Raw genomic sequence first — 24,814 nt, 5'->3', positions numbered from 1 at the left:
TCGTGGCGTTCCGTTTCCGCCGCGCGCCACCGCGGATGTTGATCTGCCTGTTCTCCTGCCTGGTATTTTCGCAAGCCAATGGCGCGGCGGCATCTGCGCTCGCAGATGCGTTTCAATCCGCTCTCGACGCCTTTCAGAACCGTTACGGTTTCCCGGGTGCAACGGCCGCCTACGTGCTGAGCGATGGCACGGTCGGAGTCGCGGCAACGGGAGCCGCCGACCTGGAAGCCGGCACAGCGATGACCCCGCGCTCGCGAATGCCGGCGGCGAGTATCGGCAAGACCTTCGTCGGTGCGACAGCGGTCGCCCTTGCACGCGAAGGCGTCCTGGATCTCGATGGTTTGGTTTCCCAATGGCTAGGCAACCGGCCATGGTTTGCGCGGCTGCCCAATCACGCCACGATCACTTTACGCCATCTCCTGACGCACCGTTCGGGCGTGCCTGATCACGTGCGACTGGAAAGCTTTGCCGCCGCACTCTCCCAAGAATGGCGCAAAAAGAAAAATCCCTTTCCACCTGAGCGCTTGATTGAGTTCGTACTGGACCGGCCGCCGCTGTTTGAGGCTGGTAAGGGCTGGGCGTATACAGACACCGGGTACATCCTGATCGGCCTGGTCATCGAAAAAGTCACCGGCAGAAGCTACTACACCGAGATCCAGGAGCGCTTTTTGACACCGCTCGATCTGACACAGACGACACCGGCTGACCGTCGGTATCTACCGGGTCTCGCCGCTGGCTACATAGCGGCGGATAACGCCTTCGGACTTCCCGGCAAAACAACCACAGCGGAGGGTGCGATGGTATGGCACCCCGGTCTCGAATGGACGGGCGGTGGCTTGGTGAGCAATTCTCGCGATCTTGCCCGCTGGGGCTCGGCGCTCTTCGGGGGGAGAGCGATGCCGGGCATCTATCTGGACGAGCTTCTGAATTCGATTCCAATAAGCCCGGACACGCCCGACGTTCAATACGGAGCGGGAGTCGGTGTTTATCGCACCAGCCCCTTCGGTCCGGTATACGGTCATGGCGGGTGGATTCCGGGATACAGCTCCAGTCTGCGCTACTACCCTGCTCACGGTGTTTGCATCGCCTTCCAGATCAACACCGATATCGACGTCGCCGGTGACACAACGTCGCTCATGCGCGAGATGGAAGCGGGGCTGGCAAAGACCGTCATGTCCGCGACCCGTGACCTCGATACTCGACGTTGAGCGGAGATGGTCAGTGGTTTAAGGTCGCTCTGCGCGTTACGCCCCCGCGACCATCAGCGATTCGCAACAACCTTTGCAAGGCCGGCCAACGATGATGATGAAGTACGTTTACTTTGCTATTGCTCTTCTTGTCATCACCATTGGGGCGCTTCAGCTCTGGCGTCAATCCGACCAGCGCAGCACCGCTGCGGCATGGCAGCGCCTGGAACACACCCCTTCTATCCTGCCCGAACATTTCGACACTGCCCTGGTCAAGGATCTGCCTGAAGCCGCGCAGCGCTATTTCCTTTTTTCCATTGCCCCAGCGGCGAAACTCAGCACGGTCAGCGAGATCACCATGTCGGGAACGTTGTCGCTCGGCACCAAAGAGAACCCCGGCTACCAGCCGATGCGCGCACGCCAGATCCTCTCCCCACCGCATGGGCTGGTCTGGCACCTCGAGGCGGGACGCTGGCCGCTGCGTTTCACCGGATCGGACGGGATGGAGGGCGAGGAGTCCTGGGTGCGGTTCTGGCTGATGGGGGTCTTGCCGGTGGCGCGCGCCGGGGGCGACCAGGATCATCTGCGCGCCGCCTTCGGACGGGTGGTGGCCGAAGCCGCCTTCTGGGCACCGGCCGCGCTCCTGCCCCAGAACGGCGTCACCTGGGAGAGCGTGGACGCCGACACCGCGCGGGCCACCGTCACGCATCGCGGCATGACCCAGACCGTAGACATCCACGTCGATGCCGCGGGGCGGCCAATCTGGGTGATGATCCCGCGCTGGAGCGATGCGAACCCCGACAAGAGCTACCGTATCCAGCCTTTTGGCGGCACGTTGGACGATTTCCGCGAGGTCGACGGCTACCGTCTGCCCTTCCGGGTCGATGGCGGTAACTTTTTCGGCACTGACGCCTACTTCCCCTTCTATCGTGCGCAGGTCGAACGGATACGCCTGCTGCCTGGTGGTGGGGAGCGCCGGTGACGACACCCGCCATTCTGCTGATTCAGCTTGCGCTGCCGCTGATTCTGCTGACCGGGTTGGTACTGTTCCCCGCCGCCAGCCGGGTCGGATACACGCTGCAGGCACTTGGCACCGCGCTGTTCCTTTTTGCCCACGCACGGATCGTCATGTGGATCGTGCTTCCCTGGTGGCTGCCCTGGGCCTACGGCGCGATCTGGGCGTTGGCGGTCGCGGTGCATGTCATCCGGCGCAACCTGGGCAGGGCCCCGATGTGGCCGACCCGAATCTCCGGCTGGACGGGCCTGGTGTTTGCGCTGCTGCTCATCGCGACGAGCTCCTGGTACGGCCGCCTGGCCGTGATCGGCGGCGCGTTACCGCCGCTCGAGGTCGTCGACATGCCCATTCCGCTGGGTCCCGGCCGCTATATCGTGGCGCACGGAGGATCGCACCTGCTGATCAACGGCCACATGATGACGCTGGACCCGGCGATCGAGCGTTTCCGCAACTGGCGCGGCCAATCCTACGCGCTGGATCTGGTCGCGGTGGACCGGTTCGGCCGGCACAGCGATGGCTGGCAACCGGAAGACCCGGCGCGCTACGCGATCTTCGGCAAACGCGTGCATGCCCCCTGCGCGGGGGAAGTCATCGGGGTGGAAAACAGTCGCCGCGATATGCCTGTTCCCGAGATGGACCGCATCAACCTGCTGGGCAACCATGTGCTGTTGCGCTGTGAAGAGGCGGTGTTGTTACTGGCGCATCTGCGGCAAGGCAGCGTCAGGGTCGAGCTCGGGCAGCGGGTGGAGCCGGGCGTTTTACTGGGCGAGGTCGGAAACTCGGGCAACTCCGCCGAACCCCATCTACACCTGCACGCACAGCGACCGGGCGGGCGGGCTGCACCCATTGCGGGCGAACCGCTTGCGCTCAGGGTCGAAGGACGATATCTACGCCGTAACGACCGGATTACCGGCAGGGACTGGTAGGTTCGACGGAGAGAAAACCGGATACCGCCATCCGCTGCTACTTGAACCCTTCCGGTTGCGGTTAACGTTGCGTTTCGTATCACTTGTGACCCACTGCGTTTGCTGCGCCCTGGAATTGAGGAGATTCACCCGATATGGCCGAGCTGTACCTGGTCCGCCATGGACAAGCCTCCTTCGGCGCCGGCAACTACGATCGCCTGTCGCCGCTGGGAGAACGGCAATCGCGGTGGCTGGGCGCATACTTCGCCGAGCGTGCCCTGACCTTCGATCGCGCGATGGTCGGCACCTTGCAGCGCCAGTGCGCTACGGTTACGGCTCTTGCCAGTGGTCTGGGCAGGGAGCTGACGGCAGAGGAACACACCGGTCTCAACGAGTACGATTTCACCACCCTGGTGCGGAGTTACCGCGAAACCACGGATACGGCGCAGCCGCCGGCGGATGATCACGCCGCCTTCTACCGTCTCCTCAAACACGCACTGCTGAGCTGGGCGGCGGGCAAGCTCGATGACCATCTGCCGGAGAGCTGGGAAGATTTCAAACAGCGCATCGCGGATGTGGTGGCCGATATCCAGCGCCCGGCCGCCAAAGGCGAGCGGGTGCTGGTGGTCAGCTCGGGCGGGCCGATCGCGGCGATCCTCGGCGCGGTGCTGGCGTTGGCGGACGAACAGGCGATCGAACTCAATATGCAGCTCTACAACACCAGTCTTTCACGGCTCTACTTCAACGACCGGCGCATGGTGCTGGCCGGATTCAACGCCGTGCCGCATCTGGATACACCCGGGCGCTTCGACGCCATCACCTACGGCTGACGCAACCGATGAGTGAATCACCGCACGCCCTCGACGAACCCCGCCTGGCCGCCTATCTGAAGAGCGCCATACCCGGTTTTCGCGGCCCTTTGCGCGCGGAGAAATTCACTGTCGGCCAGTCCAATCCCACCTACCTGCTGCATGCCGCCAGCGGCAACTATGTGCTGCGCCGCAAGCCGCCGGGCGAACTGTTGAAATCGGCCCACGCCGTCGATCGCGAGTACCGGGTGATGGCGGCGCTGCGCGACACCGAGGTACCCGTGGCCGCCGTCTATCACCTGTGCGAGGACGCGAGCATCATCGGCAGCATGTTCTTCGTCATGGAGTACAAAGCGGGACGGGTGTTCTGGAACCCGGCGCTGCCGGAACTGGACCGCGCGGCGCGCAGCGCGGTCTACGACGACATGAATCGCGTGCTGGCGGCACTGCACAGCGTCGACATCGCGGCGGTGGGTCTCACCGACTACGGGCGGCCCGGCAACTACTACGAGCGCCAGTTCAGCCGCTGGGCGCAGCAGTACCGCGCCAGCGAGACCGTGACCATCGCCGCCATGAACCAGCTGATGGAATGGCTGCCGGCGCACATGCCGCCGGACGACGGCCGCGTCGCTCTGGCGCACGGCGATTACCGGCTCGACAACCTGATCTTCCACGCCAGCGAACCGCGCGTGATCGCCGTGGTCGACTGGGAGCTCTCCACTCTCGGCCACCCGTTCGCCGATCTCGCCTACCAGTGCATGCAGTGGCACCTGCCCGGCAGTGGCGAGCTGCTGCCGGGACTGGGCGGGATCGATCGCGCCGCGCTGGGCATTCCCAGCGACGCCGAGTATGTCGCCACCTACTGCGATCGCATGGGCCTCGACGAGATCCCCCATTGGGCCTTCTATCTCGCCTTCAGCTTCTTCCGCTTTGCGGCGATCGTGCAGGGCGTGGGCAAGCGCGCGCTGGACGGCAATGCTTCCAATCCACGGGCGGTGGAGGTCGGCAAGCTGGCGCGGCCCCTGGCGGAGATGGCTATGGCGATCATTGAGGATGATTGAAGATTGGGGAACCACCGAAGACACTGAAGATACCGAAAACTGCCGAGGGCGAACCGCCGCACGTGGAAGGGCACTCTGTCATTACGAAGTCGCTAGTCCAATCTATCCTTTCAGTGTCTTCGGTGTTTTCGGTGGCTTCCGTTTTGCCGCCGTCACCGCATGCCGATTATCCTGAGTCCGGTCAGGTCTCAAAGTCATCGGACGGGCGTCAATCACCCCGACAACCCCGGGAGTAACCATGGATTTTGCCTATACCCCCAAGGTCGAAGAGCTGCGCCGGCGCGTGCGCGACTTCATGGACGATCACATCGTCCCGCGCATCGGCGCGTGGCAGCGCGAAGTTGACCAGGGCAACTATCCGCCGAGCTTCATGGAGGATCTCAAGGCGCTGGCCCGAGCGGAGGGGCTGTGGAACCTCTTCCTGCCCGCGCTGCACGACGCAGAGCCGGGTACCCGGCTGACCAATCTCGAATACGCACCGCTGGCCGAGATCATGGGCCGGGTGATGTGGGCGCCGGAGGTATTCAACTGCAACGCGCCGGATACCGGCAACATGGAGCTGCTACACCAGTTCGCCACCGCGGATCAGAACCAGCAGTGGTTGGTCCCGTTGCTGGCCGGCGAGATCCGCTCGGCGTTCGCCATGACCGAACCCGACGTCGCCTCCTCGGATGCCACCAACATCCAGACCCTGATCCGCCGCGACGGCGACGACTACGTGATCGACGGGCGCAAGTGGTTCATCACCAATGCTGCCCACCCGCAGTGCCGGCTGCTGATCGTGATGGGCAAGACCGATCCCGACGCCGAGCCCTACCGCCAGCAGAGCATGATCCTGGTGCCCATAGAGACGTCCGGTGTCACCGTGGTGCGCAACATCCGCGTCATGAACCACGTCGCCCCCGAAGGCCACTGCGAGATCGTGTTCCGCGACGTGCGCGTACCGCGCGCCAACCTGCTGGCCACCGAGGGCGACGGTTTCATGATGGCCCAGGCGCGCCTTGGTCCGGGGCGCATCCACCACTGCATGCGCTGCATCGGTCAGGCGGAAGTCGCCCAGGAGTTGATGGTCGAGCGCGTCCAGGAGCGCAAGACTTTTGGCCGCTACCTGCACCAACACGGTGTGGTGGCCGAGTGGATCGCGCAGAACCGCGTCGAGATCGAACAGGCGCGCCTGCTGGTGCTGAAAACGGCGTGGGTGATCGATCGGGAGGGCGCCAAGGCCGCGCGCAAGGAGGTGGCCATGATCAAGGCGCTGGTACCGGCGATGCAGGCCCGGGTCATCGACCGCGCTATGCAGGCCTTCGGCGCCATGGGCATCAGCCCCGATACGCCGCTGGCCGATCTGTGGACCTGGGCACGCGCGCTGCGCTATGCCGACGGCCCCGACGAGGTGCATCTGCGCAGCATCGCGCGCATGGAGGTCAAGGCCGGGCAGCAGACACTGGGCCGTGCGGCGGCCTATCTGACCCCGCCCAAGGAGTTATAAACGCCCATGCGAAGAGGAGAAAGCCCATGAGCGATGCCAACCCGACTCCCGCCGAACTCTTTTCCCTGCACGGCAGAACCGCGCTGGTTACCGGCGGCGCCACCGGGCTGGGACTCCACTTCGCCCGCACCTTGGCCGCTGCCGGTGCCCAAGTGATTCTCGCCGCCCGCAATGCCGATCGCCTGCACGCGGCGGTGGAGACCCTGGCGGCGGACGGAATCACCGCGCACACCGTCGTCATGGACGTCACCGAACGCTCCAGCGTCGCAGCCGCCGTAAGCGCTGCGGAGCAGGCGTGCGCCCCCATCGATATTCTGGTCAACAACGCGGGCATCGCCGATACCCAACCGTTCCTGACCATGTCGGAGGAGGCGTGGTCACGGGTGCTCGACACCGACCTCAGCGGCGTGTGGCGCGTCAGTCAGGAGGTGGCGCGCCGCATGGTCGCGCACAAAACGCAGGGCGCCATCATCAACATCGCCTCCATCCTGGGGCTTGCGACCCAGGCGACGCAAAGCAACTACGCCACCGCCAAGGCGGGCGTCATCCATCTCACCCGTACCATGGCGCGCGAACTGTGGCGCGAAGGGATTCGCGTCAACGCACTGGCACCGGGCTATTTTCCGACCGAGATCAACCGTGACTTCTTCGCCAGCGAGAAGGGCCAGGTCTATCTCACGCGCCTGTTTCCGCGGCGCACGGGAGAACTCACCGAGCTGTCCGGCCCGCTGTTGCTGCTGGCGAGCGATGCGGGCAGCTACATGACGGGAGTGACCCTGACGGTCGATGGCGGCACCTTGCTGGCGGGTGTATAACCAGTTCACATGCCGCGCTTATTCTGACTGTTTCCGTATGCTATAAGGGGTCGCCAATCCGGCAACACTGGGACCGATTCATGATGCAACCACTAACGATAGGCTGGCGCACACCCGCCTTGGTGATAGTCGCCGGGTGCTTGATCGCCATGATTGGATTCGGTGTGCGCTCGGTCTTCGGCCTGTTTCTGGAGCCAATGACCGAGGCGCGCGGCTGGGGCCGCGAGACCTTCGCCCTGGCGATGGCGATCCAGAACCTGCTGTGGGGGATCGGGGTACCGGTCGCCAGCGCCATTGCCGACCGCTTCGGCCCCACCCGCGTGCTTGCGGTGGGCGCCGTGCTTTACGGGGCCGGTGTCTGGGGCATGGCGACCACCACCAGCAGCATGGGACTGCACCTGTTCGGCGGCCTGCTGACAGGCCTGGGAATCGCCTTCACCGCCTTCTCCATCGTGCTCGCTGCGCTGGCAAAAGTCGTAGGACCGGAGCGGCGCTCGCTGGTCCTGGGTCTGGGTACCGCCGCCGGCTCCTTCGGTCAGGTGGTCTTCTCACCCCTCGGGCAACTCTTCATCACGCAATTCGGCTGGCACTCGGCACTGCTCATCCTCGCCGTAACGGCGCTGATCATCATCCCGCTGGCCCTCGTACTGCCGGGCAACACCGATCACCCAGGCGAGGCGGCCAACCAACAGAGCATCGGCGGTGCAGTGGTAGAAGCGGTGGGCCACCGCGGTTTCGTTCTGCTCACCGTGGGGTTTTTTGTGTGCGGTTTCCATGTCGCCTTCATCACGGTCCATTTTCCGGCGTACGTAAGAGATCTGGGGTTACCCGCAGAAGTGGGCGCTTACTCGATTGCGATCATTGGTCTGTTCAACATCATCGGCTCGTTTCTCTCGGGTGCCGCCGGTCAACGCTGGAGCAAGAAAGGCGGGCTCGCCTTCATCTATTTCACGCGGGCGATCGTCATCACCGCACTGCTCGTGTCCCCGAAAACCGAGCTGACCATCTACCTGTTCGCCGGGGCGATGGGGATTTTGTGGCTCTCCACGGTACCGCTCACCTCGGGCATCGTCGCCCAGGTGTTTGGGGTGCGGTACATGGCAACGCTGTTCGGCATCGTATTCTTCAGCCATCAGGTCGGCAGTTTCCTCGGCGTCTGGCTCGGGGGGCGGCTCTACGATACGACCGGCACCTACGATACGGTATGGTGGGCGGGCGTCGCGCTGGGCATCGCCGCAGCGGTGATCCATCTGCCCATCAACGAGAGGCCGTTGCCGCGACTCGCCCAGGAGCGGGCGTAAGCAGTGTGTTAATAAAGAGGCCTTGGCCGGTGAACCTTAAACAGCCGTCGCACGACTCAAGGACCAAATCCAAAACACTTGCCGAAAGGGAGAGACGATGAAACAGCTGATGACCGCAGTTCTGGCGACCGGGTTGTGTATCTCAGCATCCGCGCAAGCCGCAAACCCCAACCTGCAGCTTAAACCGCAGATCAGCCCCAAGATTCAGCCACAGATCAAACCCGGGGTTCTGAAGCCACAAGGTTGCCCCGACCTGACAATCAAAGGCGTCAGCGTCTATATCGTGCGCCAGCCGACTCCACCGGATGTACGCCTCAATTTCATGGTCCAGCTACACAACAACGGCAATCTGGATTACCGGCCCAATCCGCACGGCATGCGCATGAATCTCGTGCTGGAACCTACCGCCGGCGGCGCGCGGCGTATCATTGACACCAAAGAGTTTGAAGAGGTCAAAGCCGGGAGTGGTTGGAACTACTTCACCAAACACATCAACTGGAGTCGCTCGGTCGAGTTTCCACCAAAGATTGTTGCGGAAATCCAATACACCGATCCCGATTTTGCAACCGATGCCAACCGCCACAACGATGACTGCAATTCACGCAACAACAGGCGCGCGCTGAGTGGTGCCGAAGTGAATGCACAGATCCAGAGGAAACTGCGCTAAGGACACCGGTTAGCGTCAGCTAACTACATGATGCAGTAAAACTAAAAGGCCCTCGCAGTGAGGGCCTTTTCATTGATGGCGCGCCCGACAGGATTTGAACCTGTGACCCCCGCCTTCGGAGGGCGGTACTCTATCCAGCTGAGCTACGGGCGCATCAATTTAACGAGCGCGCCATTCTAGCGCTCGAATCACGGGTATTCCACCTCGGGTTACAAAGGCCGGAGCCCCGTGGGTCGTTACAACCAATCCACCCCGATGCGCCAAGTGGGGCCTGATTCAAGAAGACCCTGCAGGCGTGATTTGTCGATCTTTCGATTTTCCGGCAATCGTTGGGCAAGTTCACCTTCGAAGGTTGGCCTTTGCACCGACCGATAAACGCCGACCGGCGTTGGGAATTCGGGATGGTGGAGACCGGTGAGGAGCTGCGCCAAGGGCTCGGCACCTTCGTCCATTACCAGAACCCGCTTATCGGTCGCGGCAACGACTTCGGGGTGCAGGCGCGCATCGATCGCTATGCCCTTGTCGCCCTCGGCACCATAGACCAGGGGTTTTCCCGCCTCCAGATAGAGGACGTTCTCGGCTTTGCCGGTTTTGTTGGTCAGGTGGCCGTGGACCTCGTCGTTGAACACCGGGCAGTTCTGGAAGATCTCGACGAAAGCCGCGCCCTTGTGCTCCGCCGCGCGTTTCAGCGTCTGATACAGGTGCGGGCCGTCGGTGTCGATGCTGCGTGCGACAAAACTCGCTCCGGCGGTGAGCGCCAGGCGCAGGGGATCGAGAGGCGTTTCGATGGAGCCGCCGGGCGAGGTCTTGGTGCGCATGCCGGCCAGCGAGGTGGGGCTGTACTGCCCCTTGGTCAACCCGTAGACGCGATTATTGAACAGCAGCACCTTGATATCGACGTTGCGCCGCAACGCATGCAGCAGGTGGTTGCCGCCGATCGACAGTCCATCGCCGTCGCCGGTGACGACCCACACGGTCAGCTCCGGGCGCAGCGCCTTGATGCCCGTGGCAATGGTCGGGGCGCGGCCGTGGATGCTATGAATACCGTAGCAATCCACGTAGTAGGGAAAGCGGCTGGAGCAACCGATGCCGCTCACCAGCACATGGTTCTCGCGCGGCGTGTCGAGATCGGCGAGCACGCGGATGAACTGGTTGAGGATCGAGTAATCGCCGCAACCGGGACACCAGCGCACCTCCTGATCGGACTTGAACTCCGCGCGGGCCGATTTGGCCTTGGGGGCCGGTTTGTCGAGTGTCACGGCGGTCATGGACTGATCTCCAGTTGCGCGTTGATGGCCGCCAGCAGTTCGTGCACATAAAACGGTTGGCCCTGCATCTTCGAGTAGGTTTGCACATCGATCAGGTAGCGGGCGCGCAGCAACTGCGCCAACTGGCCACTGTTGAGCTCCGGCGCCAGTACGCGGCGGTAGCGGGTCAGAATCTCGCCCAGATCGTTTGGCAGCGGATTGAGATGGCGCAGATGCAGATGCCCGACGTGCTGAGCGCCGGCACCACGCGCCTGCAACACCGCCTCGCGCACCGCGCCCAGCGTACCGCCCCAGCTGACTACCAGCAGATCGCCGTCGTGATCTCCAAACACCTCGCACGGTGCGTAGGTATCAGCCACACGCTGCACCTTTTCGGCCCGGGCCCGGGTCATGCGCTCGTGGTTCAGGGAGTCGTAACTGACGTTGCCGCTGCCAGCGGATTTTTCCAGGCCCCCGATGCGATGCTCCAGCCCCGGGGTGCCCGGCAGTGCCCAGGGTCGCGCGCCATCGGCGTTGCGCGCAAACGGCTGGAAACCTTCCGGCTCGGTGGCGAATTGCACCGGAATGGAGGGGATCAGATCGAGCGAGGGCACATTCCACGGCTCGGTACCATTGGCGATATAGGCATCGGAGAGCACGATCACCGGCGTCATGAACCGCGTCGCGATACGCGCGGCCTCGATGACGGTCCAGAAACAATCACCGGGGCTGTCGGGTGCCAGCACCGGCACCGGCGCCTCACCGTGGCGGCCATAGCAGGCCTGCAGCAGATCGGACTGCTCGGTCTTGGTCGGCAGACCGGTGCTGGGTCCGCCGCGCTGGACGTCGACCACCAGCAGCGGTAGCTCCAGCGACACCGCCAGGCCCAGCGCCTCAGCCTTGAGATCCATGCCCGGACCGCTGGTGGTGGTGGCGCCAAAACCGCCGGCGTAGGCGGCGCCGATGGCAGCGCCGATGGCGGCGATCTCGTCCTCCATCTGCAGGGTGCGCACACCGTAGGTGTTGTAGCGCGCCAGGGTGTGGAGGATGTCCGAGGCCGGGGTGATGGGGTAGGAGGCCAGCACCAGTTCCAGACCCGCGCGCTCGGCCGCCGCCAGCATGCCCAGGGCAATGGCTTCGTTGCCGGAGACGCGCCGGTAGAGCCCCGGTTCGTGAGGGGCGGCCGCCACCACCCGCTGGGGAACGCTCAGCTCGGTGGTCTCGCCGTAGTGGTAACCCGCCTTCAAGGCGCGGATGTTGGCCTCGCTCACCAACGGATCGTGCTTGGCGAACTTTTTCTCGATCCACGCCAGCGTGGATTTCGGGTCACGCTGAAACAACCAGTAGACCAGTCCCAGCATGAAGAAATTCTTGTGTTTCTGCTTGGCGCCGTGGCCGAGTTCGAGATCGGCGAGCGCCGCCTCGGTCATCCCGGCCGCATCCACCTCGACGACACGGTAATCATCCAGTTCGCCGGTCGTACGCGGATCCTGTGCATAGCCTGCCTTGGTGAGGTTCTTGTCGGTGAATCCGCTGGTGTTCAAAACCACCGTGCCGCCCGGCTTGAGGGCGGAAACATTGGCCCGCAGCGCCGCCGGATTCATGGCCACCAGCACCTCGGGCGCGTCACCGTGCGTCCAGGCGTGACCGCGCGAGAGCTGGATCTGAAAAGCCGAGACCCCGGCGATGGTTCCCGCCGGGGCGCGTATCTCCGCCGGGAAATCGGGAAAGGTCGCAAAATCGTTGCCGGCAATGGCCGAGGTATCGGCAAACTGCGTGCCGGCCAGCTGGATGCCGTCACCCGAGTCGCCGGCGAAGCGCACCACCACTGATGCCCGCTCTTCTACTGCTGCTGCCACACTGACCTCACTTGCATCATCGCCACCGCCTGTTCAAGCCCATATAGCGGGCACGATTTCCGGACCCTGATTCATACCTGATGAAAACACTCAGCCTTTATAGCGAATTATTAGGTGGATATCCACCAATTGCAATCTCTATCTTTCAGATCCTGTCCCGCGGCCCGACCATCGAGCACCGATGCCGGTTTCAAATTTCCCTTGCTTGACTACGCTTAGGTAGTCCTGAGGCAGGCTGACGAACCGACGGGCTGCCAGCCAGCTTTCAATCGACCATGCACCCTGGCTGGAAAGGAGGCTTCCGTGATTCCACTCACTATTCAACGCATTGCACTTCTCTCGATCCTGTCCGTGGCGTGCACCGTGACCACTGCCGCCGATAGAAAAGGATCGCGCGACCACCCGATGATCTCCCGCTATGCGGGCTCCGAGATTCTGAAATACGAGCAGCGAGCCTTCGACGAGTACGGGCTTCTGGTGCGTGCCGCCAAACACTACGGCGGAAAAGCGAAGAACCTCGATGCGACCCAACCGCTGGAGGGCAAGGTGACGCGCATCAGTTATATTGCGCCGCCCGAACGTACGACCTTGGAGGTGTTTCGCAACTACCAGCAGAGCCTGTAGCAGGCGGGTTTCGAGGAGATCTTCCTGTGCAAGAACGTCGAGTGCGGGGGGCGCAATTTCAATCACGCCGTCGCCCCCTATGATCTGTTTGGCGAGAACTACGATGATCAACGCTTCCTGGCGGGCAAGCTGCAACGCGGCGAGGGAGACATCTACGTCTCGCTCTATACCGTGCGCAATACCTCGAGCGGCGGGGCACGCCGTGGACGCACCTTCACGCAGCTCGATGTCATCGAGCTCAAGCCGATGGAGTCCAACATGGTCACCATCGATGCCAACGCCATGGCGCGTGAGATCGACCAGACTGGCCGCGTCGCCCTCTACGGGCTCTATTTCGATACCGCCAAGGCCACCATCAAGCCGGAGTCGAAACCCACTCTGGAAGAGATCGCCAAACTGATGCAGGCGCAGCCCGAGTTACGGGTCGTGGTGGTGGGGCACACCGACAACCAGGGCAAACTGGACTACAACATGGACCTCTCGCAGCAGCGCGCGCGTGCCGTCGTTCAAGCACTGACGCAGGAGCACGGCATCGCTGCCGAGCGGCTACAGGACTGGGGGGTGGGTTTTCTCTCGCCGGTGGCCTCCAACCGCAGCGAAGAGGGGCGCGCCAAGAACCGGCGGGTGGAACTGGTGGAGCAGTAAGGCTGAGCGCTACGCCACCGAACCCCATGACGGCGTGCAGACTACGCGCAACAACAAGGTGAAGTTGCTGATCTCGCCCTTCGGCTCGATCACCTCGTCGTACAGCGTGTCGATGAAAAAGTCTCAGATACATACGCGCCAAAACGAGAACCAGCAGACTCATCCGTCACCCAATATCCCGCGCAGATTAGCCAGATGCGCCTTGCCGGTCTGCTGGCGCTCTGCGGAATCGATGCTGCCCTCCTTGCCTTCCCATTTCAGATCGTCCTCGGGCAGTTCGGCGAGAAAGCGGCTCGGTTCGATCTCCAGCATCTCGCCATAGCGTTTGCGCCGCTCGGCGTAAGTAAGCGTCAGACTCTTCTGCGCGCGCGTGATACCGACGTAGGCGAGGCGCCGCTCCTCTTCCAGTCCGTGGCCTTCGAGGTTGGCGCGGTGGGGCAGGCACTCCTCTTCAAAGCCGACGAGAAAGACGTGGGGAAACTCCAGCCCCTTGGCGGCGTGCAGGGTCATCAATGAGACGCGATCGCCGGCCTCCTCCTCATCATCGCGTTCCAGAATATCCATCAGCGCCAGCCGCGCCACCAGTTCACCGATGCCCTTCTCCTCAACGCTCTCCTTGGCCATGCGTTCCAGCCACGCCACCAGTTCGGTGACATTCTCCATGCGCTTCTCGGCCTGCTGCAGATCGCGGCTGGTGTCGGCCAGCCAGGCCTCGTAGTCGATCTCGCGGATCAACCCCTTGATGACGGCGATGGGGTCGCCGCGCTCGGCACGATCGGCGGCGTCCACCAGCCAGTCGGTAAAGTGCCGCACCCGATCCAGGGCGCGGCGGTTGAGGATCTGCTCCAGACCCAACTCGTAGCTGGCGGCCAGCAGGCTCACGCCGCGCTCGGTGGCGTAGCCACCCATTTTCTCCAATGTGCCGGGACCGATTTCGCGACGCGGCGTGTTGACGATGCGCAGAAAGGCATTGTCGTCATCCGGGTTCGCCAGCAGGCGCAGGTAGCCCATGATGTCTTTCACCTCGCCACGCTCGAAAAACGAGGTGCCGCCGGAGAGGTGATACGGGATGCGCGCCTCGCGCAACGCGGTTTCGAAGACCCGCGATTGGTGATTGCCGCGATAGAGGATGGCGTAGTCGCCATAGCCGGTGCGGTGCTGAAACCGATGCCCCATCATCTGTGAAACCACGCGCTCGGCCTCATGTTGCTCGTTGCGACAGACCAACACCCGAATCTGATCACCAGGCCCGTGTTCGCTCCACAATCGCTTTTCGAATACATGCGGGTTGTTGGCGATCAACGCATTGGCGGCGTGGAGGATACGTCCGGTGGAGCGATAGTTCTGCTCCAGTTTGATCACCTTGAGTTCGGGAAAATCCTCACTCAGGCGCACCAGATTTTCGGGGCGCGCGCCGCGCCAGGCGTAGATGGATTGATCGTCATCGCCCACCACGGTGAGCGCCCCGCGCACGCCGACCAACTGCCGCACCAGGCGGTACTGGCTGAGATTGGTATCCTGGTACTCGTCGACCAATAAATAGCGGATTTTGTTCTGCCAGATCTCCAGCGCCTCGGGGTGCCCGTCGAAGAGCCGCACCGGCTGCAGGATCAGATCGTCGAAATCGAACGCGTTATACGCTTTGAGATTGCGCTGATAGCGCTCGTAGAGCACGGCGGCCGCGACCTGGTGCTCGTTTTCAGCCTGGGCAAGGGCCTGTTCGGGGGTGAGCAGATCGTTCTTCCAGTGGGAGAGGGTCCATTGCACCGCCTCATCCTGACCGCCGTCACCGCCGTGGTCCTTGCGCAACAGCTCCTTGATCAGAGCCGCGCTGTCGCTGGCATCGAAAATGGAGAAGCCCGGCTTGTACCCGAGGCGCTTGCATTCACGGCGCAGGATATTGAGACCCAGATTGTGAAAGGTCGATACCGTCAGCCCCTTGGCGTTTTTGCCGCCGACCTGTTTTGTTACCCGCTCCTTCATCTCGCGGGATGCTTTATTGGTGAAGGTGACGGCGGCAACGTGGTGAGGCGCAATACCGCACTCATCGATCAGATAAGCGATCTTGCGGGTGATGACGCGGGTCTTGCCGCTGCCCGCGCCCGCCAGGACCAGTATCGGGCTGTCGATATAGCGCACCGCTTCGCGTTGTCGGGGATTCAGGTCCATCGGGAGGTAAGGGGTACCGCAGATTGAACGAGGGCGCATTGTAGCGGCTAGCCGCTGCGGAACACACGCGCAATGTCACGCGGGAAACAAAGGTAAGCGTTCACTGCTGACCGGCGGCGCAACGCGAAACAGGATTGCCCTGCCACAACAGACGGTCAAACGCGAACCAGGAGTGTCGCTGAAGTTGACAAGGCCTTTGCCAAAATCAGCGGAGAACGCCTGGACAACCATTGTGTAACCGCGCTCATGGCTCACCACGAAGAGATCGCAGCGATGCAGAAGCGCTGCACCAAAGACGCCTAGGATTGGGCGCAAGCGTGCCCGACGTCAAGCGTCGAGAAATCCATGCAACACTCCCGCTACGTTCCGCCCCAGCGCCTCGGAGACGTAGCCCCCCTCCTGCACGAACAGGGTGCGAAGTCGCAAACCGGCGATGGCCGCCCCAATGCGCGGGAAGGCCGAGACAGGGATGCGAAAGCGCGACAGTGGATCCCCCTCGAAGGTGTCGACGCCCAGCGAAACGACCAACGCTGCGGGCGCAAAGCGTTTCACTTCAGCGCAGGCGCAACTGAGCGCCTCCGCGTAGCTCAACCAATCGGTCCCGAGGGGTAAGGGTAGGTTGCGGTTGAAATCCGCACCCGGTCCCGCGCCAAGCTCATCACTGTGGCCCATGAAGTAGGGGTAGCTATCGCGAGGATCGGCGTGCAGAGAAACGGTAAGCACATCGTCGCGCTGATAAAAGATGTCCTGCGTGCCATTGCCATGGTGGTAATCCACATCCAGGATCGCTACCCGTTCGCAACCCGCGTCGATGAAACCCTGCGCCGCGATAGCTGCATTATTGAGGTAGCAGTAACCCCCATAGAGGGCTCGGTGCGCGTGATGCCCCGGAGGGCGGGTCACTGCGTAGACCGCACGTTCACCGCCCTGCACCAGCCCCTGGGCGTGCAGCGCCGCCTGCGCTGCCCAGTAACTACCCGCCCAAGTACCCGATCCTATCGGGGTGCCGGCATCGAAGCAGTAGTAACCCAAACACCCGTCGATACGGCGCGGCATGATCTTGCGCAACCCGTGGGTTGCCCAGGCGGTTGGCAGCGCATCACCCGCCTCTGGGCCGTGCTCGGCCAACCATGCTTCATGGGCGTGACGCAGAAAGCTCAGGTAGTCGGAATCATGGACCGCGGCAATGGGGCTTATTCCGCGATCGCCGGGGGCCACTGGGGCGGGCAATCCTGCTTCAGACAAGTACCGCAAGATGATCTCAGCCCGCTCCGGACGCTCGAAGCAAGGTACCAACGCACCCTCGGTCAACTCTTTTTGACCGGCATGCCGCTGCTGATTTGCCGAGAATACGACCTTCAATCCCCGCTTCCTCCCTCGCGTCCACTGGGAAAGTGTGTACACCGAATCATCGGGTGGCACTCGAAGTTAAACATTGAATACCCCAATCCCTTCAGCGTGTAGTGATGATAGTCTGATTGAGGTGCGAAACTCTCCAACGTTTCCATAGGCTAGACTGGGTAATACCATGAAAAATGACCCTCAACCTGCGGATATCAGGCAGCTCCTTTCGCCCGACCCCCCGCATCGCCACGAGATTCACTACACCCGCCTGGGCCGGCTGCTGCTGATCAGCGCCATCATCTTTCTGTTGCTCTTCGCCGGCACCTCCGCGGCGATCTTGTGGCGTATCCAGAATCAGGCCGAAGAGCGGGCGGTCGCTACTGTCCAGGGTCAGGCGGAGATCGCCAGGCAGTGGCTCATCGATCGCCTTGAGGCACTGGAGGCGCTGGACCCTCACTGGTTGACCGCCACCGCCAACGATCCTCGTGCGCTGCCACAACGCTGGGTTGGCGTGGACAAGGCGTGGCACGCACTGCGGGTGATCGCCGTCGATGGCAAAACGCTCACCCACATCGGCCCGACCCAGGACCTCCCGGCGCGTCTCGCCCCGCCCACGACCCGCGACACGCTCACCACACAACCCAGCCTGCCACTCAAGGGCCGCGATACCTGGGTGGTTCCGATGTTCTACCCCGCGACCGCGGAGGGTATGCAGACGGTGGGTTTTTTCAATCTCTCCGCCTTCGAGCAGCTCTTTCGCCAGCTTCACCCCGACGGCACCGGCTCGCTCAGTCTGTTCTCGAGCGACGGCATTCTGCTGCTGCGCCACCCTGCTCCGGAGAAATTGATCGGGCAGGACTTCTCGCAGGGGCCCCTCTTCAGCAAGACACTGGCGGAAAATGATGCCGGCTCCAACTGGGCGCCCCAGAACACCGACGGCATCCTGCGCCTGGTCGCCTACCGCAAGCTCGAAAATTACCCCCTGGTCCTCACCGTGGGCCTGGAGGCGGAGGCGATTCTCAACCGCGCGCGCAACGAGATTCTCACGGCTGCCGCGATACTGCTCACCGTGTTTCTTTTTACCGGCGTGGTGGTGGGGCTGCTGATTCGGCAGTACCGTCTGGCGGAGAGTTCGCGTCGCTGGCTACTGGATGCCGAAGCGCGGCTGCGCGACCTCGCGACCCATGACAGCCTCACCGAATGCCTGAACCGTCGCGCGATTCTGGTGGAGGCGAGCAATGAACTGCACCGCTACCGGCGCACGCGCAGGCCCTTTTCGCTGCTGATGATCGACATCGACAACTTCAAACAGCTCAACGACCGCTACGGCCATCTGGTGGGCGACAGCATACTGGTGGGCATGGCGACCCTGTGCCGGGATCTGCTGCGTCCCAGCGACCAGATTGGCCGTTACGGAGGTGAGGAGTTTCTGGTGCTGCTCCCGGAAACCGACGCGCAAACCGCGGCCGGGGTCGCTGACCGTTTGCGCAGCGCGGTCGCCGGCCTGCCGTTTGAGACCGGCAAGGAGCAGGTCACCATAACCTTGAGCGTGGGTGTAGCGGTCGCCACCCCCGACATGCAGTCACTGAAACCCCTGATTCAAAGCGCCGATGCCGCGCTTTACGCCGCCAAAGAGAAGGGGCGCGACCGCGTCTGCCTCAGCGTCGAGGCCGAGCCTCAGGTGGGCTAACCGAGGTCCACCACCACGCGACCGCGCACCTGCCCCGCCAGCACCTGTTCAGAGAGTTGGGGCACCCGGCTCAGTGGCTCGACGCGCATCATGCGTTCAATCATTTCCGGTGAGAGGTCACGGGCCACCCGCTCCCAGGCCTCAAGCCGCAGCGATTGCGGAATGTAGACGGAATTGATGCCCAAAATGCTGACACCGCGCAAAATGATGGGGTAGACGCTGGTGTTCAGATCGGCGCCGCCGGCAAGCCCGCAAACCGCAATCGCGCCGCCGCAACGCATCTGGCTGATGAGTTTCGACAAGGTCTGGCCGCCCACCACATCCACGGCACCCGCCCAGCGTTGCGACTCCAGCGGACTGGCCGGTTGATCCAGCTCCGCGCGTTGGATGACGCCGGTGGCACCCAGTTGCTTCAGATAGGGCTCCTCCTCCACACGTCCCGTGGACGCCAGGATCCGCTGGAAGCCGGCCTTGGCGAGCAATGTCAGCGCGATGCTGCCAACGCCCCCCGCCGCCCCGGTCACAACCACCTCGCCGCTCTTGTCGACGCCGTGATGCTCCAGCGCCATGACCGCCAGCATCGCGGTGAAACCCGCGGTTCCGACACCCATGGCGAGCCGGGCGTCCCAGCCCTGCGGTATGGGCACCAGCCACTGCGATCGCATGCGCGCAAACTGCGAAAATCCGCCCCAGTGGACCTCACCAATCTCGCACCCGGTCACCAACACCGCGTCACCGGGTTTGAAGTCGGTGGACACCGATTCCACGACTTCGCCGGCGAGATCGATGCCCGGCACCAGCGGGAAAGTACGTGCGATACGCCCCTTGCCCGTCACGGCCAGGGCATCCTTGTAGTTGAGACTGGAGTAGCGCACGCGCACCAGCACGTCGCCCTGATCGGGAAGATCTGCCCTGGTAAGATCGCGAAACTGCGCCTGGTACTTGCCTTCGGGTCGGTCCACGACGATGGCGGTAAAGGGTTCGTGGATAGCGGACATGCTGCCTCCCGGGATAGGGCCAATGCGTTTGGAACCTAGAAGTATAGCTACGCACCCCCCGGAGGCGATGTCGTGGAGAAGACATTCGCACCCATCGCTTCCGGTACCACGTAGCACACACTGATGCATCCACGGTACCTGGACAGCAAAAATCGGGTCGCCGCCGCCCCGCGTGAAGTGCTATCAATACCCCATGAACCCGATATGCACTGAGGGACAACCAGTAGAGCCCGCGGTCGATGATCAAGGCTACCGTGATTACGCACGTATCGCCCGGGCCATCGCATACATCAACGAACGGCGGCTGCAGCAGCCCGATCTCAGCGAGCTGGCGGAACACGTGGGACTGAGCCTCTTCCACTTTCAGCGCCTCTTCGTGCGTTGGGCAGGCGTCAGCCCCAAACAGTTTCTCGGTTACCTCACGGTCGAGCACGCCAAGCGGCTATTGCGCGATCAGCGCAGCGTACTCGATACCGCCCTCGAAACCGGGCTCTCCGGACCGGGGCGCTTGCACGATCTTTTCCTCACCCTGGAGGCCATGACACCCGGCGAATACAAGCAGCGGGGCGCAACGATGGTGATCCGCCACGGTGTCCACCCCACGCCCTTCGGTCAGGCGTTGATTCTGCTCACCGAGCGCGGCATCTGCGGACTGCGCTTCCTGGAACCTGGCAAGGAGGAGCAGGGGCTGTCGCAGGCTAGAGCCGAGTGGCCGTCGAGCCGGTTTCAACGCGACGACCAGGGCACGCAGGCAGCGCTGGCGCGCGCCCTCGCTGGCGGGCATGGAGCGCCATCCTTGCTCGTCAAGGGAACCCGGTTGCAGGTGCAGGTGTGGCGCGCCCTGCTCAACATTCCGCCCGGGCGGCTGGTCAGCTATGGCGCCCTGGCCGAAACACTGGGTTACCAGGGTGCCGGACGGGCGATCGGGACGGCGATCGGCCACAACCCCATTGCCCTGCTCATTCCCTGCCACCGGGTGCTGCGCGCCAATGGGGCCCTCACCGGATACCGCTGGGGGGCAGAACGCAAGGCGGCCCTGATCGCATGGGAAGCGGCTCAGCGGGCTGGCGTAACGGGTTGACACACTCCAATCCTGGTGGAAGCAAGGGTTTACCCCCATAGCGAAACAATTGATATTGGTCATATTCAAAGGGTACCCCACACATTGAGGAGCCCTGACTATGGCACCACGCACATCGTTTCTACTGATCCCCCTTCTGCTCCTGGCTGCGCTTGGGGCGACAATCTCGCCGCTCCAGGCCGCACAGCCAGTGCACCGTGTCGTTTTCCATGTTGATGAAAATGACCCTGCGCGCATGAATCTCACGCTCAACAACGCGGCCAACGTGGATGCGTACTACAAGGACAAAGCCGAAGAGGTGGAGATCGAAATCGTCGCCTACGGCCCGGGGCTGCACATGCTGCGCGCCGATACGTCACCGGTAAAAGACCGCGTCCAATCTTTTTCGCAGAACTTCTCCAATATTTCGTTCATGGCCTGCGGCAACACCATGAAGGGAATGGGCAGGAAGGAGAACCAGGAGATCGCGCTGCTGTCACCGGCCAAGGTGGTACCGGCCGGTGTGGTCCATCTCATGGAGCGCCAGCAAGAGGGCTGGGCTTATATTCGTCCCTAGCCAACCAATCCCGTTACCGTCTTTGTCACCAGCGCCGCCACCCCGAGGTTCGGGGGTGGCAGCCCGGCGAATCGACATCCAGTGGGGAGTCAAGGCGGGGCTGTCTCGCTGACAAACAACCCCGCACTACACCGCGCACGGCGGGTCGCTAAACCGCTTCCAAACTGTGCTGGCGCACTACCTCGCCTACCAGTAAAGCCGCGGGGTAGAGCACCTCCTCCTCAGAGCGTGCGTGCTCGCCCAGATCATCACAAAACTCCACGATGTCCTGGCGGCCCGACTCTTTGGCAGCGCTCCTGAGTTGCTGAACGGCCGACCTGATAGCCTCATGCTCTTCAAGCATGTGGTGGTGTCAGGTCAGGTTCGCATGCTGCGTACATCCAGCGAAGGCCGTGAGCAGGTTCTGTGAATTCTCGGGCCTGGGTGTGACAAATTGACAACCAATATGGACATGTTGCTCAGCAATCACCCATTGGAAGCGCCCAGCGAAGGCGCCTCACCTGAAATACAGGTACAGAAACATCCATAGTGTTCAAAACTAGTCATTTTTCAGCAGCTTGTTAGTGTCTCGCTGGCTCAGGCCGGTGACAAACTTCTTGTTGTGGTAACCCTTGTCCACACCCAATGTCTGCAGCTTCACACGTTTTTTCACTGCCGGTCCAGCATGGCCTCATCCGCGTCAGATTCCATTGTCCCGACCGACAACGTCATGGTCATGTCCGTACACCGGCCATGCTGGTTGTCCATCAACGCATACCCTCGAAGCACAGGCGCAATTCCTCGCCCAGCGACTTCCGCAACAAACGACTTTCCGGGTTCGTACTGCTCTCATGGGTGTCATTGCTGCGTCACTCACCATGGAAGTCTGCTGTCGGATTGCCCGAATTGCCCGGATCGTCCGGTGGTTTCCGTTCCGATTTGCCCTTGGGCTTGAAGCTCTTCATCGACGCCTAGGCTTCGATCAGGGTGCCCTCCAACGTGAAGTGTTCGTCGGACAGCAGCCGCTTGTTCCGGGCCAGCTTCACCACCGTATCAAAGAATCGTGTGAGACCTGGTGATCAAACAGCCGCTCCCGATTCTTGGAGAAAATCGAGGCGCCAAACAACAGCTCTTCCAGGCTCATGTCCAAGAACCAGTGGAACAGAATATTGTAATCCAGCACCTCGCAGAACAAACGGTCCGAGCGGACCGATTATGGGCGATCAGCAACAGGCTCTTTAGCAGTCTTTCCGGCGGGATCGACGGTCGTTCCACGCCACTGTACGTAGCATTAAACGTCGGCGACAGTGATTTCAGGGCCTCGTCGGTTTGGTGTTTGGCCTGACGCAGCGGATGTTTTGGCGGGACACGCTATTCGGGTGAAAAGTAGCTGAACAAGGGTCCCGCGGGGTCGTGAACCCCTCGCACTCGGCGACTCCAACTTGGCGTTTCTACAGTTGTAATCGCCTAGAAGACTTTCGGCCGAGTTTCTAAGTAACCTGCTAGGTGTTCAGGCTGCACCTTATGAGCTAGCACGACGCTACTGCTGACATCGGTGCTGACGCTCCGCCGCGGCAAAGGATAGTCATTGGGGCTCAGGTTGATACCTCGACTGTGGCTAGGAGGACTCCACCGGGGGAAACGTGTTCACCGTCTTACGGCTGGGATTGACTACACCTCGGATCATGTCTTTCCTGCGGCATGGCATCCAAATACAACGCCGCGGAATCTGATTAGATGGCAGATCCTGGCTTGCGAAGGCTGCAATAGAGATTACAAAAAGGTGGGGAATGACATATCGCTTCGTCTCGTGCTCACCGTTGATCCCGAAGCCCCCTAACGTTAAGCAGTCCGCCTTGGAAAACCTTAAGAATTAAGTGAAACATACTGAATACACTAAATAATATTGTTTCTATTGACAGCTTCAAAATGTCAGATTTTATATAATCACACCTCGATTGCTTGCAATTGTTGGATCAAAAAATGCGCCCCAAGAAGTCCGCGTCATCCCCTTCCGCCGACCTCTTTCGTATCCGCTTAGTAAACCTGCTCGATCAGTGCCACGAGCTTTACCGGCTCGCAGCAATGATTGACTGGGAGCGATTTGATACGGTGTTTGGTGATCTGTATTGCGCCGATAACGGCTATCCGGCGAAGCTGACCCGGCTGATGGCGGGGCTACACTAAACTAAGGTGCACGAGCACTACAAGTTTGATGTGAAGGCGAGCATCGCCACGACCAACCGGAGCAATTTTATTGCGGCCGGCTTGGCGCGCTACCTGGTAATACGTTCGTTGGACATACGCTGGTCACGGCGTTGGAACAGGTGCGGCGGATGACGGGCGGTGTGATCGTAGAAGTGTTTGTCAATCGCGGTTACCGCGGACACCGGGGAGCGGCAAGCGGTAGTGTATCTCGGTATCACCACACTGCGGTTGAAGCGATCGTTAAAGCATCGTCAAGCCATCGAGCCGGTCATCGGCCACCTGAAATCGGATGGGCTGTTGGACTGCAAACGCCTGAAAGGCAAAGAGTGCACCTAGATGAATGCGCTGTTGTGCTGCGCCGGCCACGATCTGCGTCTGATCTTGAAGCGACTCAGTTTTTTGTAGGCCAGTGTTTGGCGTGGTCGCAAGAGGTTTATCGTGGCTCTACAGCCCGGCGGCCCGAAATTATGTGCCCAGCAGGTTTTCCGACATGATCACCCTGCAACCAAGGCTGGCCGACTGCACGCCTACCTCCATAGTAGCGGTGTGAAAACAGGGTTATTCAGGGCCGACTAAGTATCATTGAAAAGGCGCTTCGATCTTTGAAGCCAGATGCTGGAAAAACAAAAGAGATCGCACTGCTAGGGCAGCACATACGGCGGACTTGTGATCCCAACTGCTCGAAGTCCTCACAATTATATTGCATCCCGTCTACCAAGGACATGGTGAATATTGGGGGCGTCAGACCGCCTGTGGCGTCGGGATTCCCCTTCCCGCAAATAGCTTCTACCGCCTCACGGAAAAGATTTTTCATGGAATCTGCTATATCGAGTATGGAAAATCCATCGAATCGCCCTTCACGATCGAATCCTATTCGATATCCGAGGTTGGGGTACAACCCGTCAAAACAGTGATTGTAGAGTACGGGCGTTAGCATGTACGCGAACCGAGGATTTTCGTCAGATTGGTAGTTCCGGAGGATGAACCGATGTCGAGGGGGAAGTCCTTCCAATTTAGCCAAAGGCTGTTGCCTCCAAAGCGGGTACAATTTCTATGTTTTGGAAAACATCATCCAATTTGGAGACATGCCGCACGCTTCCGCTAATTCAGCGGTAAGTCTGTGCATTTGATCAAGCCCTCAGCGGTGAGATCAACTGGCTGCGAC

21 protein-coding genes, 1 tRNA gene and 1 pseudogene are annotated in these 24,814 nt (G+C 61.7%); 14 read left to right on the top strand and 9 right to left on the bottom strand.

What is annotated here, in order from left to right:
• The first annotated feature begins 35 nt into the window (after positions 1–35).
• The 9 genes from DWQ09_09570 to DWQ09_09530 all read left to right on the top strand — a co-directional run bounded on the left by DWQ09_09570 (position 36) and on the right by DWQ09_09530 (position 9,249).
• Positions 36–1,208 carry a class A beta-lactamase-related serine hydrolase gene (locus DWQ09_09570; protein KAA3628449.1) on the top strand — a complete coding sequence of 391 codons (1,173 nt, stop codon included), beginning with the start codon at positions 36–38 and terminating at the stop codon, positions 1,206–1,208.
• 97 nt (positions 1,209–1,305) lie between these two features.
• Complete coding sequence (locus tag DWQ09_09565) at positions 1,306–2,169, top strand: hypothetical protein (protein KAA3628448.1); 864 nt, start codon at positions 1,306–1,308, stop codon at positions 2,167–2,169.
• Positions 2,166–3,128 (top strand): M23 family peptidase, encoded by a 963-nt coding sequence (locus tag DWQ09_09560; GenBank protein KAA3628357.1) that lies wholly within the window; start codon positions 2,166–2,168, stop codon positions 3,126–3,128. The genes DWQ09_09565 and DWQ09_09560 overlap by 4 nt, the downstream gene beginning before the upstream one ends.
• Before the next feature lie 134 nt (positions 3,129–3,262).
• Positions 3,263–3,937, top strand: coding sequence for a histidine phosphatase family protein (locus tag DWQ09_09555; protein KAA3628356.1), 675 nt, complete (start codon positions 3,263–3,265; stop codon positions 3,935–3,937).
• A gap of 8 nt (positions 3,938–3,945) precedes the next feature.
• Positions 3,946–4,977 carry a phosphotransferase family protein gene (locus DWQ09_09550; protein ID KAA3628355.1) on the top strand — a complete coding sequence of 344 codons (1,032 nt, stop codon included), beginning with the start codon at positions 3,946–3,948 and terminating at the stop codon, positions 4,975–4,977.
• A 238-nt stretch (positions 4,978–5,215) separates the two neighbouring features.
• A complete protein-coding gene (locus DWQ09_09545; GenBank protein KAA3628354.1) occupies positions 5,216–6,466 on the top strand; it encodes an acyl-CoA dehydrogenase in 1,251 nt (416 codons plus the stop codon).
• 26 nt (positions 6,467–6,492) lie between these two features.
• Entirely contained in the window at positions 6,493–7,281 is a 789-nt protein-coding gene (locus DWQ09_09540; GenBank protein KAA3628353.1) for an SDR family NAD(P)-dependent oxidoreductase, read from the top strand.
• An 83-nt stretch (positions 7,282–7,364) separates the two neighbouring features.
• The gene (locus tag DWQ09_09535) at positions 7,365–8,582 is read left to right on the top strand and encodes an MFS transporter (GenBank protein ID KAA3628352.1); all 1,218 of its coding nucleotides are present in this window, start codon (positions 7,365–7,367) and stop codon (positions 8,580–8,582) included.
• 97 nt (positions 8,583–8,679) lie between these two features.
• Positions 8,680–9,249: a hypothetical protein gene (locus tag DWQ09_09530; GenBank protein KAA3628351.1), complete on the top strand. Its 570-nt coding sequence runs from the start codon at positions 8,680–8,682 to the stop codon at positions 9,247–9,249.
• A 76-nt stretch (positions 9,250–9,325) separates the two neighbouring features.
• Here the strand turns inward: DWQ09_09530 and DWQ09_09525 are convergent.
• From DWQ09_09525 to DWQ09_09510, 4 genes are all read right to left on the bottom strand, one after another.
• Positions 9,326–9,402, bottom strand: a tRNA-Arg gene (locus DWQ09_09525).
• Between the two features lie 83 nt (positions 9,403–9,485).
• Entirely contained in the window at positions 9,486–10,517 is a 1,032-nt protein-coding gene (locus DWQ09_09520) for a 2-oxoacid:ferredoxin oxidoreductase subunit beta (GenBank protein KAA3628350.1), read from the bottom strand.
• Positions 10,514–12,355: a 2-oxoacid:acceptor oxidoreductase subunit alpha gene (locus tag DWQ09_09515; protein ID KAA3628349.1), complete on the bottom strand. Its 1,842-nt coding sequence runs from the start codon at positions 12,353–12,355 to the stop codon at positions 10,514–10,516. Before DWQ09_09515 ends, DWQ09_09520 begins: the two co-directional genes overlap by 4 nt.
• Before the next feature lie 215 nt (positions 12,356–12,570).
• On the bottom strand, positions 12,571–12,675 hold the full coding sequence (locus DWQ09_09510) for a DUF1737 domain-containing protein (protein KAA3628348.1): 105 nt from the start codon (positions 12,673–12,675) through the stop codon (positions 12,571–12,573).
• Positions 12,676–12,760: 85 nt separating this feature from the next.
• Here DWQ09_09510 and DWQ09_09505 point away from each other — a divergent pair.
• Positions 12,761–13,624 (top strand): annotated as a pseudogene (locus DWQ09_09505) (DUF4892 domain-containing protein).
• 159 nt (positions 13,625–13,783) lie between these two features.
• On the opposite strand, the gene rep reads toward DWQ09_09505, so the two are convergent.
• Positions 13,784–15,832: a DNA helicase Rep gene (rep, locus tag DWQ09_09500; GenBank protein ID KAA3628347.1), complete on the bottom strand. Its 2,049-nt coding sequence runs from the start codon at positions 15,830–15,832 to the stop codon at positions 13,784–13,786.
• Between the two features lie 288 nt (positions 15,833–16,120).
• Positions 16,121–17,155, bottom strand: coding sequence for a histone deacetylase family protein (locus DWQ09_09495; GenBank protein ID KAA3628346.1), 1,035 nt, complete (start codon positions 17,153–17,155; stop codon positions 16,121–16,123).
• 166 nt (positions 17,156–17,321) lie between these two features.
• Between DWQ09_09495 and DWQ09_09490 the strand changes: the two genes are divergently transcribed.
• Positions 17,322–18,827, top strand: coding sequence for a GGDEF domain-containing protein (locus DWQ09_09490; protein KAA3628345.1), 1,506 nt, complete (start codon positions 17,322–17,324; stop codon positions 18,825–18,827).
• Here DWQ09_09490 and DWQ09_09485 read toward each other — a convergent pair.
• Positions 18,824–19,825, bottom strand: a complete 1,002-nt coding sequence (locus tag DWQ09_09485) for an oxidoreductase (protein ID KAA3628344.1) — start codon at positions 19,823–19,825, stop codon at positions 18,824–18,826. The genes DWQ09_09490 and DWQ09_09485 overlap by 4 nt on opposite strands.
• 193 nt (positions 19,826–20,018) lie before the next feature.
• On the opposite strand from DWQ09_09485, the gene DWQ09_09480 reads away from it, so the two are divergent.
• Entirely contained in the window at positions 20,019–20,906 is an 888-nt protein-coding gene (locus DWQ09_09480) for a methylated-DNA--[protein]-cysteine S-methyltransferase (GenBank protein ID KAA3628343.1), read from the top strand.
• Positions 20,907–21,006: 100 nt separating this feature from the next.
• Positions 21,007–21,462 (top strand): hypothetical protein, encoded by a 456-nt coding sequence (locus DWQ09_09475; GenBank protein KAA3628342.1) that lies wholly within the window; start codon positions 21,007–21,009, stop codon positions 21,460–21,462.
• Between the two features lie 148 nt (positions 21,463–21,610).
• Here DWQ09_09475 and DWQ09_09470 read toward each other — a convergent pair whose 3' ends face one another.
• Positions 21,611–21,805, bottom strand: a complete 195-nt coding sequence (locus DWQ09_09470; protein ID KAA3628341.1) for a hypothetical protein — start codon at positions 21,803–21,805, stop codon at positions 21,611–21,613.
• 678 nt (positions 21,806–22,483) lie between these two features.
• Positions 22,484–22,636, bottom strand: a complete 153-nt coding sequence (locus DWQ09_09465; GenBank protein KAA3628340.1) for a transposase — start codon at positions 22,634–22,636, stop codon at positions 22,484–22,486.
• Positions 22,637–23,424: 788 nt separating this feature from the next.
• On the opposite strand from DWQ09_09465, the gene DWQ09_09460 reads away from it, so the two are divergent.
• Positions 23,425–23,628 carry a hypothetical protein gene (locus DWQ09_09460; GenBank protein ID KAA3628339.1) on the top strand — a complete coding sequence of 68 codons (204 nt, stop codon included), beginning with the start codon at positions 23,425–23,427 and terminating at the stop codon, positions 23,626–23,628.
• Positions 23,629–24,814 lie beyond the last annotated feature (1,186 nt).

Source organism: Pseudomonadota bacterium (assembly GCA_008501635.1).
GTDB lineage: Bacteria > Pseudomonadota > Gammaproteobacteria > QQUJ01 > QQUJ01 > QQUJ01.
The sequence above is the reverse complement of the archived record's forward strand: the minus strand, read 5'-3'. Positions and strand labels throughout refer to the sequence as shown.

Bases quoted from the DNA above. Each gene is read 5' to 3' on its own strand.
- DWQ09_09570 (KAA3628449.1), top strand. From the start codon at position 36: ATGTTGATCTGCCTGTTCTCCTGCCTGGTATTTTCGCAAGCCAATGGC.
- DWQ09_09565 (KAA3628448.1), top strand. From the start codon at position 1,306: ATGAAGTACGTTTACTTTGCTATTGCTCTTCTTGTCATCACCATTGGG.
- DWQ09_09555 (KAA3628356.1), top strand. From the start codon at position 3,263: ATGGCCGAGCTGTACCTGGTCCGCCATGGACAAGCCTCCTTCGGCGCC.
- DWQ09_09550 (KAA3628355.1), top strand. From the start codon at position 3,946: ATGAGTGAATCACCGCACGCCCTCGACGAACCCCGCCTGGCCGCCTAT.
- DWQ09_09545 (KAA3628354.1), top strand. From the start codon at position 5,216: ATGGATTTTGCCTATACCCCCAAGGTCGAAGAGCTGCGCCGGCGCGTG.
- DWQ09_09540 (KAA3628353.1), top strand. From the start codon at position 6,493: ATGAGCGATGCCAACCCGACTCCCGCCGAACTCTTTTCCCTGCACGGC.
- DWQ09_09535 (KAA3628352.1), top strand. From the start codon at position 7,365: ATGCAACCACTAACGATAGGCTGGCGCACACCCGCCTTGGTGATAGTC.
- DWQ09_09530 (KAA3628351.1), top strand. From the start codon at position 8,680: ATGAAACAGCTGATGACCGCAGTTCTGGCGACCGGGTTGTGTATCTCA.
- DWQ09_09520 (KAA3628350.1), bottom strand. From the start codon at position 10,517: ATGACCGCCGTGACACTCGACAAACCGGCCCCCAAGGCCAAATCGGCC.
- rep (KAA3628347.1), bottom strand. From the start codon at position 15,832: ATGCGCCCTCGTTCAATCTGCGGTACCCCTTACCTCCCGATGGACCTG.
- DWQ09_09490 (KAA3628345.1), top strand. From the start codon at position 17,322: ATGAAAAATGACCCTCAACCTGCGGATATCAGGCAGCTCCTTTCGCCC.
- DWQ09_09485 (KAA3628344.1), bottom strand. From the start codon at position 19,825: ATGTCCGCTATCCACGAACCCTTTACCGCCATCGTCGTGGACCGACCC.
- DWQ09_09480 (KAA3628343.1), top strand. From the start codon at position 20,019: ATGAACCCGATATGCACTGAGGGACAACCAGTAGAGCCCGCGGTCGAT.
- DWQ09_09475 (KAA3628342.1), top strand. From the start codon at position 21,007: ATGGCACCACGCACATCGTTTCTACTGATCCCCCTTCTGCTCCTGGCT.
- DWQ09_09470 (KAA3628341.1), bottom strand. From the start codon at position 21,805: ATGCTTGAAGAGCATGAGGCTATCAGGTCGGCCGTTCAGCAACTCAGG.
- DWQ09_09460 (KAA3628339.1), top strand. From the start codon at position 23,425: ATGCGCCCCAAGAAGTCCGCGTCATCCCCTTCCGCCGACCTCTTTCGT.